Annotated in this window: 10 protein-coding genes; 8 read left to right on the forward strand and 2 right to left on the reverse strand. The window is 44.8% G+C overall.

Annotated elements, in window-relative coordinates:
- Positions 1 to 33 precede the first annotated feature (33 nt).
- A complete protein-coding gene (locus L2729_RS04810; protein ID WP_248987225.1) occupies positions 34 to 1,944 on the reverse strand; it encodes an ABC transporter ATP-binding protein in 1,911 nt (636 codons plus the stop codon).
- A 161-nt stretch (positions 1,945 to 2,105) separates the two neighbouring features.
- Between L2729_RS04810 and L2729_RS04815 the strand changes: the two genes are divergently transcribed.
- Together L2729_RS04815 and L2729_RS04820 are read left to right on the forward strand one after the other, a co-directional pair.
- The gene (locus tag L2729_RS04815; protein WP_248987226.1) at positions 2,106 to 2,315 is read left to right on the forward strand and encodes a YheV family putative zinc ribbon protein; all 210 of its coding nucleotides are present in this window, start codon (positions 2,106 to 2,108) and stop codon (positions 2,313 to 2,315) included.
- A 129-nt stretch (positions 2,316 to 2,444) separates the two neighbouring features.
- Positions 2,445 to 3,125, forward strand: coding sequence for a DUF3313 domain-containing protein (locus tag L2729_RS04820; RefSeq protein WP_248987227.1), 681 nt, complete (start codon positions 2,445 to 2,447; stop codon positions 3,123 to 3,125).
- A 3-nt stretch (positions 3,126 to 3,128) separates the two neighbouring features.
- Here the strand turns inward: L2729_RS04820 and L2729_RS04825 are convergent, their stop codons facing one another.
- Positions 3,129 to 4,457, reverse strand: a complete 1,329-nt coding sequence (locus tag L2729_RS04825) for a DsbA family protein (protein ID WP_248987228.1) — start codon at positions 4,455 to 4,457, stop codon at positions 3,129 to 3,131.
- 358 nt (positions 4,458 to 4,815) lie between these two features.
- Here L2729_RS04825 and dbpA point away from each other — a divergent pair, with 358 nt between their 5' ends.
- The 6 genes from dbpA to L2729_RS04855 all read left to right on the forward strand — a co-directional run bounded on the left by dbpA (position 4,816) and on the right by L2729_RS04855 (position 12,882).
- The gene (gene dbpA, locus L2729_RS04830) at positions 4,816 to 6,192 is read left to right on the forward strand and encodes an ATP-dependent RNA helicase DbpA (protein WP_248987262.1); all 1,377 of its coding nucleotides are present in this window, start codon (positions 4,816 to 4,818) and stop codon (positions 6,190 to 6,192) included.
- Positions 6,193 to 6,356: 164 nt separating this feature from the next.
- Positions 6,357 to 7,499, forward strand: a complete 1,143-nt coding sequence (locus L2729_RS04835; RefSeq protein ID WP_248987229.1) for an HDOD domain-containing protein — start codon at positions 6,357 to 6,359, stop codon at positions 7,497 to 7,499.
- Positions 7,500 to 8,019: 520 nt separating this feature from the next.
- Entirely contained in the window at positions 8,020 to 9,237 is a 1,218-nt protein-coding gene (locus tag L2729_RS04840) for an aspartate aminotransferase family protein (RefSeq protein ID WP_248987230.1), read from the forward strand.
- Between the two features lie 135 nt (positions 9,238 to 9,372).
- Positions 9,373 to 10,392 carry an arginine N-succinyltransferase gene (astA, locus tag L2729_RS04845; RefSeq protein WP_248987231.1) on the forward strand — a complete coding sequence of 340 codons (1,020 nt, stop codon included), beginning with the start codon at positions 9,373 to 9,375 and terminating at the stop codon, positions 10,390 to 10,392.
- Positions 10,393 to 10,401: 9 nt separating this feature from the next.
- The gene (gene astD / locus L2729_RS04850; RefSeq protein ID WP_101092560.1) at positions 10,402 to 11,862 is read left to right on the forward strand and encodes a succinylglutamate-semialdehyde dehydrogenase; all 1,461 of its coding nucleotides are present in this window, start codon (positions 10,402 to 10,404) and stop codon (positions 11,860 to 11,862) included.
- Between the two features lie 222 nt (positions 11,863 to 12,084).
- Positions 12,085 to 12,882 (forward strand): DUF1338 domain-containing protein, encoded by a 798-nt coding sequence (locus L2729_RS04855; protein ID WP_248987232.1) that lies wholly within the window; start codon positions 12,085 to 12,087, stop codon positions 12,880 to 12,882.
- Positions 12,883 to 12,961: the final 79 nt, after the last annotated feature.

Raw genomic sequence — 12,961 nt, forward strand, 5'->3', positions numbered from 1 at the left:
TTAAAAAAGGGGCTTAATGCCCCTTTATGTTATCTAGAGTGCAGCCCGGACTATTTGTTCCATCTTTTCAATTTCTTCTTGAACTTCTAACCACTCCATTTCGCTCTCTTCTAAGCCTTGAGTGAGTGTGGTTCGCTCACTGAGGACTTTAGTCAGTTTTGCTTTGTTGTCAGCGTCATAAAGGCTGCTGTCTGCCAGCATTTGCTCTAGTTCACTTAAGCGGTCATTTGCCTTTTGTTGCTCTTTTTCCAGCTTTGTTTGGACCTTCTTCATCGGAGATAGCTTTTGTCTTAACTCCGCTTCCAAACGTTTTTGCTGTTTTTTGTCTTGAGTGGGCTTAGCGGAAGCCCCTGTATCGTCTTTGTTTGCGGCCTTAGCGGCATCAAGTAACCATTGATGATAATCGTCCAAATCCCCTTCAAAGCTTTTGACTTCACCTTGATCCACTAAGTAATAATCACTGCAACTAAGACGCAGTAAATGCCTATCGTGCGATACAATAATCATCGCACCTTCAAATGATTGCAGCGCCATGGTGAGCGCATGGCGCATCTCTAAATCGAGGTGGTTGGTGGGTTCATCAAGTAGTAATAGGTTAGGGCGTTGCCACACCAGTAGCGCCAATACTAAACGCGCTTTTTCGCCACCGGAGAAGGGGCGCACAGGTGCAACGGCCATATCACCGTTAAAGCCATAACCGCCAAGAAAATTACGCAGCTCTTGCTCTTTTGTATTTGGTGCGAGGCGTGCAAGGTGTTGCAGTGGCGTATCGTCTAAGCTCAAAAACTCTAATTGATGCTGTGCAAAGTAGCCAATATTCAAGCCTGGGTTAGTTTCGTATTTACCTTTCATGGGCGACAGCTCGCCTGAAAGCAATTTAACTAAGGTTGATTTACCTGCGCCATTTCTGCCGAGCAAGCCAATACGAGCACCAGGCACTAGGTTTAGCTGCACCTTTTTAAGGATCTCTGTCTCACCATAACCAACGGACACTTGTTCCATGGCGACGAGTGGATTTGGCAATGCTTCAGGCTCTCTAAATGACATATGGAAAGGGCTATCAGCTTGTGATGGCAATAGTTCTGCCATGCGTTCAAGCGCCTTTAAACGGCTCTGGGCTTGTTTTGCTTTACTGGCCTTGTATCTGAAACGGTCCACAAATGTCTGCATATGTGCACGTTCTTTCTGCTGACGTTCATAGGCAACTTGTTGCTGCGCCATACGCTCGGCACGGACATGCTCAAAGGCAGTGTAGTTACCTTTGTAGTAATTCAATTTTTGATGTTCTACATGGACTATTTCATCAACAATACCGTCGATAAAGTCACGATCGTGACTGATCAAAATCAATGTACCTTGGTAAGCTTTAATCCAGCCTTCCAGCCAGTACATGGTATCTAAGTCTAAGTGGTTGGTGGGTTCATCAAGTAGTAGTAAGTCTGAGCGGCACAATAGTGCTTGGGCTAAGTTTAAACGCATGCGCCAACCCCCCGAGAAACTTTTGACTGGGTTAGACTGTTCAGCTTCACCAAAGCCAAGTCCAGCAAGCAAACTGGCAGCGCGGCTACGAATTGCATAGCCGCCAATGGCCTCTATTTTACCGTGTAACAGGGCAATCTTATGTCCGTCATCAAGCTCTTGGGCTTGCTGCAATTGAGCTCCAAGCTCACGATATTCAGTATCACCGTCAATCACATATTCAATGGCTGCAACATCCAGAGCGGGTGTTTCCTGGGCGACAGTTGCTGTTTGCCAACCTGAAGGCATACCGAAGTCGCCTTTGTCTAAACTTATCTTGCCTAGAATTAGCGATAAAAGTGAAGACTTGCCTGTACCGTTGGCACCAACAAGGCCGACTTTATGGCCTGGATAAACAGTTAATGAGGTTTCATCTAGCAGGATTTTAGACCCGCGAACGAGTTGAGCTTGAGTGATGGTGATCATTTATGCCGACTTGAGTCTGAGTGAAAGCAATTATTGCTGGGGATAATAGCCTAGAATCTAGTCTGGCGGCTATGACCAAGCAGCGAAAACTGTCGCTATGGTTCGGCTTATTTGTGCTTTTGTGGCAAAATGACACGAATTTACCCTTAGGGCTCTAATTGATGACGACTACCGCGAAGAAAGTGAAAAAACGATTTGTTGCAGGTGCAAAGTGCCCGAAGTGCCAAGCGAAAGAATCTATCGTGCTATTTAAAGAAAATGGTATTGAAACGGTTGAATGTGTTGAGTGTGATTATCGCGAGCAGCAAACAGAAGACAAAGTGACTAAAAAGGCGACGGGTGCCATGATTGGCGTCTTTAAACCAGAATAGTAATAGCCTGCTTTTACGTTTGCGAGTATACAGTTGTGTAATTACCTGTACTTTTGTTTTGTTGTCCTTTAAGCTTCACGCGATATGTATAGGCTACTGCTTATGTTGAGTCGATTATTAGGGAACATAATGAATATCGCTCGTTTGATTGTTTTAGGTTGCATGTTATTGCTGGTGGGTTGCGGTACTGTTCAAGATTATCGCAAATCGCAGATGTTCAGCACTTTTGAGGATTTCAAACCTGGGCCTGAAGGGGGGATTGATTTGGTGTGGGCAAGACCTGACATTAAAAGCTTGGCAGGTTTTCATCAAGTCCTCAATCAATACGACAATGTGATTGTCGATCAGGCTTGGCTACTGCTTGATGATAAAGAACGTTATGATGGACTCGATGATCAAGAGATTGTTGAGGTGTCTAAATACCTTATCGATCAAATCAAACAAAAAGCCAGCAAGCGTTATACCGTCGTTGAAAAAACGACAGACAAAACCCTCAGAGTAAGTGTGGCACTCACCAATATTGAAACCCCTAATCCCATCTTGGCTATCACCAGTAGCATCATGCCTGTGGGGCTTGGCATTTCAACCATTTCAAAGATCGTGACCGGTGAACATACTAACGTCGGTAGTGCGACGATAGAGCTGATGATTAGCGATGCTCAGACTGGAAAACCGATTGTTGCCATGATTGATCGCAAAGCGGGCAGCAAAGATCTGAGCACCATGATTGATTCTACCGACGATGCTAAAGATGCGGTGGATTGGTGGATTGAGCAATTAGGTGAAGCGTTGCGCGGTGAAACGCTTTAACGCTCACGTTAAGTGGATCGTTTGCACTATTTTTTGCAATCGGTCTTGCCCCCATACGTTCAGTTGTTGCTTACTATCTTGGTAGCAAAAGCTAGGCACTCCCCAGAGACCAAGTTGCATCATCTCATCAAGATTATGTTGCGCCCATTGGCGCCAGCTTGTTTGTTTAAGCAAACTTTGCGCATGTGCCCAATCTAACCCGCTGCGTTCGACGATGACTTTCAGGCCCCTATCCGTATCACTATGCAGTCCTTCGCTGTTGACTGCTCTTGAGTAATTTAAGAGGTACTCAGTCCCTTTGCCTTGCGCCTCTGCATATTCAAATAGGGCGTAACACCTTTCAACTCCCAGCCCTAAAGGATCGGCGACTTTGCCGTAATTGATATTTAAGCGACGTGCTTCACGTTTGGTGTCATGGAATATGTACATTTTCTTTGCGTGAGGCACCGCCAAACCACGCATTACCATCGGCAGGACTGGCTTTACAATGAGGGGGATGTGGTATTTTCTTGCCAGTAACACAGCTTGCTCTAAGCCTAAATGGGAGTATGGGCTGCGTATTGAAAAATAGAGCGTGAGGCTTTTGTTATGTTGACCATGACTTGAGATGTCGGCTTGTTTCAATGTGGATGTAGCGCCGAGTTTCAATCTTGTTTTGGTGAATGTTGGCTGCAAAGGTAATTTGTACAAGCTAATCAAGCGTTGCTCTAAATAGGCTAATCTATCGACTCCCCAATACCATTCTCCAGCATAATGGATCGTGGCGGTTTGATAGTGTCCAAGTTTTTGTATTAAATCACTATTGCGGCTTAAGCTGGTTTTTTCTTGGGGGCTGAACTGGAGCGTTGTTTTAGGTTGATGGCAGTTTTTACCTTGCCAGAAATCGGCAAATATTTTGACTAAATGATGTATGTCTGCGGCAGTCGACCCACAGGCAAGTAGCGCTTTTGTCGCGGCGACTTTGTCAGATTGATGATGTTCAATATCGCTGTTAACGGAGTCAAAACAGTACAGCTTGGCTAAATACTGACAGTCGGAGACGGCATTTTTTTGCCACAAGATGGGTTCAGGAAAAGCATTCTCTGGGACTGAGATTAGCGGATAGAATACAATGTTGAGCGACATTGATGGCACGTAGCGCGGTATAAAATGTGCTAGCGCTTGCAGCAGAATATAGCTGTAAGGGTCATCTATTTTGATAAACACTTTGAGACTGTGAGGTTGACGTAGCAGCTTACGTTTAAACTCAAACAGATATCGTTTGCAGTTAAGTAACGCATTACTGGATAAGCACAGTGCAAGATATGGCATAAGCGATGTTTTAACAGACATGATAATTGATTGACCCTTAAAAGTTAGTTTTAACATAAGGGGCAAAGCCTTAAAGGTAAAGCACAGGGTTTAATCTACTGCTACGGGCAGTATTTGTTGCTGCAAAAGCGTGGGAATGCTGCATCTATTGTAATAACTGCTACAATAGCGCGCTATAATCGTTAGCATTCATCATCGACATTTTAAGCCTTGTGATTTTAAGGCTCTTGTCACTATATTTTATTGCTGTTGAGAATCGGCCAAACCGCCGACGGTATTGAACTGGTTAGATAAACTCTGCCAGCAATGAGCTTCATTCTCGCGGTAAATACTTAGGAAAGAAACTTTGACTCAATCAGTCCTCGACACCGATGGCCAAGTGCCGTTTTCAACCCTAAAGCTCAAAACTGAGCTACTCGACAACTTAACCACGATGGGTTTTGAGTCGATGACACCGATCCAAGCTCAGAGCTTACCAGCGATCCTTAATGGGGAAGATGTCATTGGCCAAGCAAAAACAGGCTCGGGTAAAACGGCCGCATTCGGTTTGGGTCTGCTGCATAAATTGGACGTTAAGCGATTCCGCATTCAGTGTTTAGTGATGTGTCCAACACGAGAACTGGCTGACCAAGTGGCCAAAGAGATCCGTACGTTAGCCCGCGGTATCCACAATATTAAAGTGTTGACCCTTTGTGGTGGTGTTCCTATGGGCCCACAAATTGGTTCGCTAGAGCACGGCGCACACATCATTGTGGGGACTCCAGGACGTATTATCGATCACTTAGATCGTAACCGTTTAGATTTAGATAATGTGCACACCTTGGTGTTGGATGAAGCTGACCGTATGTTAGATATGGGCTTTCAAGTTGAACTTGAAGCCATTATTGAGCAGGTTCCAGTTGAACGTCAGACATTACTTTTCAGCGCTACATTCCCTGATCAGATTAAGTCTATTGCCAATTCGATTATGTTCAAACCTGTCATGGTTAAAGTCGCTTCGACGCATGAAACAAGTACGATTGACCAACACTTCTATGAAGTGAGTAATCCTAATGACCGTATGCGGGCACTAAAATTGTTGTTACTGCAGCATCGTCCAGATAGTGCCGTGGTATTTTGTAATACTAAGCGTGAGACTAAAGATGTTGCTGCGCAGCTGAAGAACGATGGTTTTAGCGTAGTGGCATTGCACGGCGATCTCGAGCAACGAGATCGTGATCAAACGCTACTGCAGTTCGCCAACAAAAGTGTGTCTATTATGGTGGCAACAGACGTTGCGGCGCGTGGATTAGACATTGACGCGCTTGATGCTGTGATTAACTACCAGGTTGCTTTTGACACTGAAGTTCACATTCATCGTATTGGTCGTACCGGACGTGCTGGCAGTCAAGGCGCCGCATATACGTTTTATAACGATGAAGATGGATATAAAATTGCGTTGCTCGAAGATTACCTTGAGCGTGATATCGTCAATGAAGCGCTGCCTGCAGAGAGCTTACTCGACACGCACCCTACTCAACCAAATATGATCACGTTGCAAATCGACGGCGGTAAAAAGCAGAAGTTGCGTCCAGGCGATATTCTAGGGGCACTTACGGGTGAAGATGGCATTGATGGTAGTGAAGTCGGTAAAATCAAGATCACTGATTATCGTGCTTACGTTGCGGTTAATCGTAAAGTCGCAAAGCGTGCGCTGCATAAAATTGTTAATGGTAAATTGAAAGGGCGCACATACCGCGCTTGGGAAATGCATTAACTGAATACGAGTTCAGATTAAATACTCAATAAGCTAGCTGTTGAGCCGATAAAAAATCCAGAGAGATCTGGATTTTTGTCTATGTGGAGACAGCGAATGAACGGCGAGATTGCATTGCCGTCAGTTGCTGTTGGTAGAATCGATATTTAGGGATAGGTTAATCAGTGGCAATTTCGGTAGCGGGTGGGGTAAAACCCGGCAAAATTATAGAAATAGAGCATAGGCTGCAAGAGCTACTCATTGTTGGCAAAGGCAAACCTGTCTCTATTCCTGATGAGCTCCACGCAGAGCTTGAAGATGATGCCAATAAACTCGAAATTGAAAGAGACGCTATTCGAGCACGAATAGAGAAGCAGAATAAGGCTCAAGCGTTGTACAAGGTTGTTTCGACCCAACTGATTACCAGTGTTAACCGTGCTATAGAACATCAGCTGACATCGGTAGAGCTGGTTCTCGAGCATTCTAAGCTCGATGAAAAGCAAATCCTCTTACTTGAGCTCCTGTATTCCAAACGAGTTGACCTTTCACGTATACGTCCGTTAGTCATGGACTTACCTTGGTTACAGCGTGACTTAGTTAATATGATCAATAGCCCGATGTTTCGGCATCGTCGGCCGCAAACTTCAGACATTCAAGTGACTGATATCAAACTCGTGCTTAACTACATTGGTATTGAAAACCTGCAAGCGTTAATCCCCTATTTTTGCCTGCGCTACCTCATGCCGAGTGGCCAGCCTCAACTGTTGTGGGTGACTCGTAAACTATGGCGTTACAGCGTTATAAGTGCGATAGCGGCTCAGGCCTTAGTTGAGTTGCACAATAAGGATCGCGCTTTTGCCTACAGCTGTAGCTTGATGAGTCAGCTTGGCACGACCTGCGTTATTAGCAATTGCGCTAAGATGTTTGATACTACGTTGGGGACCTGGTTGAGAGAAGCCAGTGCTAACGGAGATAAAGAGCTTTATGATGCAATCATGGCAACTGAGTTTCCGGCGATTGATGTTTATCAGCAAGCGTTGACGCACAGTGGTCCGCTCAATTGGCAGTTACTTAATCAGCTGAGTTTTGAACAGAGCCGTTTAACCAAAACGTTTAAAGCGATTGATGAGAGTCTTAAATATGCCGATCTTGATGAAGATTCAGCACTTATCGAAAGGGCTAGCTGTTTTGCGAGGGTCTATCTATTAAAAGAGGCGGGTAATATTACCTCCGCTGAATGCCGTTTAATGTACGATTACTATGAAATTTCGGCACAAGAGCTGATCCGTTTGAATGGAAAAAACTACCGTAAATTAGCACTGCTTTAAGCCCGCAATAACGGAGTGTGCTCATTGTACAATCGTAGACTCATTCTCCGATGTTGAGTAATCTCATTGAACATCGAATAGCCGTCCAAACATCCGCTAATTTCCGTCACTAAATAGTATACAATTATTTATCATTTAGACGCTTTTGGTTAGTTAATCAAATCTTGGTCAAAAAACTGTCTAATTTACGCTAACTCAGCCTATATACGCCATTTCAGTGAACTAGTTATGCATTAATGCTGAATATTTAGTATTCGGAGGCGCTAGAGAACTTTTTTATGACTAATTATGCTTAAACCCCCGCTATATACGCTTTGATAATTCTAAATCTCAACTCTTTATGCACTATAAGGCATGTTCGGCCCGATGAAGGTTGTGAAAAACTGGTATTTTGATCACATTTTCGCTAATAATGTCTTCCTAGTAATACAAGCAACCGTGATGTCACCTATAAAAGATAAAGACATCAAGCGGAATACGACGGCTTTATCGCGGTCGATAATTTGAAAGGATGGAAGGAATGAGCGTTAAAATGAATCTTACACGTGCCCAGTTTGACGAAGTTATGGTGCCTAACTATGCGCCTTCAGCAGTAATCCCAGTTCGCGGCGAAGGTAGCCGAGTTTGGGATCAAGAAGGTAAAGAGTTTATCGATTTTGCTGGTGGCATTGCCGTTAACTGTTTAGGTCATTGTCATCCTGCTTTGGTTGGTGCGTTAAAAGAGCAAGGCGAGAAGCTTTGGCATCTATCTAACGTCATGACTAACGAACCAGCTCTTGAGCTTGCCACTAAACTTGTTGAAGCGACATTTGCTGAGCGTGTTTATTTTGCTAACTCTGGCGCTGAAGCCAATGAAGCAGCACTTAAGCTAGTTCGTCGTTACGCGATGAATAAGTTCGGCGCTGAAAAAGATCAAATCATTGCATTTGATAAAGCATTCCATGGTCGTACTTTCTTTACGGTTAGCGTTGGCGGCCAAGCAGCTTACTCTGACGGTTTTGGTCCAAAGCCACAGAGCATCACTCACGTCCCATTCAATGATATTGCCGCACTAGAAGCGGTCTTTTCTGATAAGACTTGTGCCGTAATGATGGAGCCACTACAAGGTGAAGGCGGCATTATCGACGCTGATCCTGAGTTCCTAACAGCCGTACGCGCGCTTTGTGATAAGCACAATGCATTGCTTGTATTTGATGAAGTTCAAACGGGTGTTGGTCGTCTAGGCGAGCTATACGCTTACATGCGTGGTGATGTGGTACCAGACATTCTGACAACCGCTAAAGCATTGGGTGGCGGATTCCCAATCGCTGCGATGCTGACAACCAAAGAAATTGCTGAGCACCTTAAGATAGGTACTCATGGTTCAACTTACGGTGGTAATCCACTTGCTTGTGCTATCGGTAACGCAGTACTTGATGTGGTTAATACACCAGAAGTGTTAGATGGCGTTAAAAAGCGTGAGCAATTGCTGCGTGATGGCCTGAGCAAGATCAATGACAAGTATGATGTTTTCTCTGAAGTTCGTGGCCAAGGCCTGTTGCTTGGTGCCGTGATGAATGAAAAGTATCAAGGACGCGCTAAAGAGTTTTTAGTGGCTGGCATTGAAGAGGGTGTTATGAGCTTAGTGGCTGGCGCAAATGTTGTGCGTTTCACACCTTCACTCGTGATCCCAGAAGCTGATATCGCCGAAGGCCTAGCGCGTTTCGAGCGAGCTGTCGCTAAAGTAGTCGCAGCCTAAATTGGCAAACGAAGCGCTAGGTCACCTTAGCGCTTCTTTTTTGTCTTTAGGATACTTGATAGCTGCAGTGTCAGTATTGCCTGTTAAAGGCAATGCTTACCTGATAGCGACAAGTGATAGTGAGGAGACTCATAGATGTTAATAATACGTCCAATCCGATCCACTGATTTTGACGCACTATATCAAATAGCCGAAGAATCAGGACATGGATTCACATCTTTACCTGTAAACGAAGATCTTCTTAGACGCAAAATAGCGCGGGTTGAAGCTTCGTTTGAAAAACAAGTCGATAAGCCGTTTGATGAAGGCTATTTAATGGTGCTTGAAGACACAGAAACTAGCGAAGTCGTTGGTACTTGTGGTATTGAAGCGGCTGTTGGTATGGAAGATGCGTTCTACCATTACCGTCTTGGTACAGAGGTTTACCACTCCGAGCAAATTGGCGTGCGCAACGAAGTCGAGACGTTAACCTTATGTCATGACTATACTGGCGCCGCAGAGCTATGCACTTTGTTTTTGCGAGGAAGTTACCGTAAGAATAACAATGGTCGTATGTTGTCCCGAAGCCGCTTTCTCTTTTTAGCACAACATGCCGCGCGTTTTGGCGAAACTGTGATTGCTGAAATGCGTGGCGAGAGCGATGACGAGGGTAACTCGCCTTTCTATGATTGGTTGCAAAAGCACTTTTTAGGCATTGATTTTATTGAAGCTGATTACTTATCAGGCCTAGGACAAAAAGCATTTATGGCGGAAATGATGCCAAAAAATGCGGTTTACGTGTGCTTATTGCCAGAAGAAGCGCAAAAAGTCATTGGTGAAGTACATGCCAATACTCGACCCGCGCTTAATCTATTGCAGGCCGAAGGTTTCAGATGTCGAGGTTACGTCGATATTTTTGATGGTGGACCCACCGTTGAATGTAACCTGCATGATATTCGCTCTATACGCGAAAGCCGTTTGTTAACGGTGACCATTGCTGATGCTCCAGTAGATGCACCAAGCTATATCGTTTCAAACACCCAACTCGCAAATTACCGCGCTACAGCTGTAAATCTAGCTGTATCAGAAGACAATGACAACGTGATCTTAGACGCTGAAACTGCTGCAGGCCTTATGGTTGCAGACGGTGAGCAGATCCGTGTATTGGCCATGTAGGAATAGAATATGACACAATTTATTGAAGGTAAGTGGATAGCAGGTTTAGGTCACGATGTGACATCAATTAACCCTGCAAACCAAGAAGTCATTTGGACAAGTAAAACGGCAACACCAGCGCAAGTTAATACTGCGGTTGATGCTGCGCGTAACGCACAATTTGATTGGTTTATGCTGGGTTTTGAAGCGCGTTTAGCGATTGTTGAAGCATACCGTGATCAGCTAGAAGCCAATAAGGCCGATATGGCTGAAGTGATTGCCCAAGAAACGGGTAAGCCACAATGGGAAACCGCAACAGAAGCGGGTGCTATGATCGGTAAAATCGGCTTGTCTGTGGCCGCTTATAATAAGCGTACGGGGACGTCTGAAAGCGAAATCCCTGCAGGACGTGCTGTATTGCGTCACAAGCCACATGGTGTGGTTGCGGTATTTGGCCCTTATAACTTTCCTGGCCACTTGCCTAATGGCCATATTGTACCTGCGCTACTAGCGGGTAACACCGTGGTATTTAAGCCCTCTGAATTAACCCCTAAAGTGGCAGAGCTAATGCTTAAACTTTGGGAGAAAGCCGGTCTACCTGCTGGCGTGCTTAACCTTGTTCAAGGCGAAGTTGAAACGGGTAAGGCGCTTGCCGCTCATCCACAAATCGACGGTTTGTTCTTCACCGGTAGTTCACGTACGGGTCATATTTTGCATCAGCAATATGCCGGTGAACCAGGTAAAATCTTAGCACTTGAAATGGGGGGGAATAACCCACTTATTATTAAAGGTGTTGAAGATACTAAAGCTGCAGTACATGACATTATTCAATCTGCTTATATCTCATCAGGTCAGCGTTGCACTTGTGCTCGTCGTCTATACGTTGAGAAAGGTGCGCAAGGTGATGCACTGCTTGAACAGCTTGCAGCCGCCGTTAAAAAGATTCAAGTGGGTGCGTGGAATGCACAGCCACAACCATTTATGGGCTCTATGATCTCAGAATCTGCCGCAAAAGGCATGGTTGAAGCACAGCGTAACTTAGTTAACTTGGGCGCAGCGCCACTCGTTGAACTAACTCACCTAGAAGCGGGCACGGGTCTGGTTTCACCGGGTCTGATTGATGTGACTGATGTGATTGAATTGCCTGATGAGGAGTACTTCGGTCCACTACTTCAAGTGATCCGTTATAGTGATTTTGATCAAGCAATCAAACTGGCTAATGCCACTCGCTACGGTTTGTCTGCTGGCATACTTGCTGATAACCGTGAAGATTATGACTACTTTTTAGCGCGTATTCGTGCCGGTATTGTTAACTGGAACAAGCAGATAACAGGTGCGTCAGGTGCGGCACCATTTGGTGGTGTTGGCGCATCGGGTAATCACAGAGCTAGCGCATTTTATGCCGCTGATTACTGTGCATATCCAGTGGCGTCTGTTGAAGCCGATGCAGTGAGTCTGCCGGCGAAATTGAGCCCAGGCTTGAGCATTTAGTGTTAACGTAAAGGGAAGAGCTTCGGGCACTTCTTTATATCAAAGGCTTTGCTGAATCTGTTAAAGCCTTTGAGCAAGTATCAACAGCATTTGATACGACGCAAATCTAGCAATCATTAGCAGCTCTTACCTACCAACCTAGGTGGAGCTGCTAAATCCCTCAAATGTGTACAGCCGCGTGACATAAAAAATAATAAGCACGATGGCGTAAAGGAGTTAACGATGCACACTAATGTAAACGCGTTATTTGAAGCACTTTGGCAAGATTATATTGAGATGGCACCCTCTGCCGCTAAAGTTCATCAGTTACTTTCTAAGGGCGAGAAGATCATCAATGATCATATTGCACTGCGAACGTTTAATATCAGCAAGGTTAACCTTGACGTACTCGCTGCACATTTTGAATCAATCGGTTATGTCGCTTGTGGTGATTATAAGTTTGAAGCTAAAAAGCTTAACGCTAAGCATTTTGAACATCCTGATAGCACTCAGCCAAAGGTGTTCATCTCAGAGTTGTTGGTCGAAGAGTTTAGTGATGAACTCCAAACGACCATTAAAGGTCTAATTGAGCAGGTAGAACCAAGGGCAACGACGGCAGATAACTTCCTGTATTCTGGACGTCATTGGGCGCTTGATTCTAAGACTTATGCGTCGTTATTAGCTGAAAGTGAGTATGCAGCTTGGGTTGCGGCATTTGGTTACCGAGCGAACCACTTTACGGTTTCAATTAATCATTTACCTAACTTTGATACCATTTTTGAAGTGAATGACGCACTAAAAACTGCCGGTTTTGTCCTTAATGCTGCTGGTGGTGAAGTGAAGGGCAGTGCTGAAGTATTGCTCGAGCAATCGTCAACGATGGCAGATAAGCTTCAAGTTAGCTTCTCAGACGCTGTGATTGAGATCCCTAGCTGTTTTTACGAGTTTGCTATACGTTATCCAAAAGCTGACGGGGAGCTTTACACAGGCTTTGTGGCTGCGTCTGCCGATAAGATTTTTGAAAGTACTAATGTGAATTAAGTCGGCAATTAGGTTACTGGCTCAATGGTGAACTAAACTGGGTGCTAGATTTTTAGCATTAGACACAAAAAAGCCGGAG

It is taken from the genome of Shewanella gelidimarina (genome assembly GCF_023283945.1).
GTDB lineage: Bacteria > Pseudomonadota > Gammaproteobacteria > Enterobacterales > Shewanellaceae > Shewanella > Shewanella gelidimarina.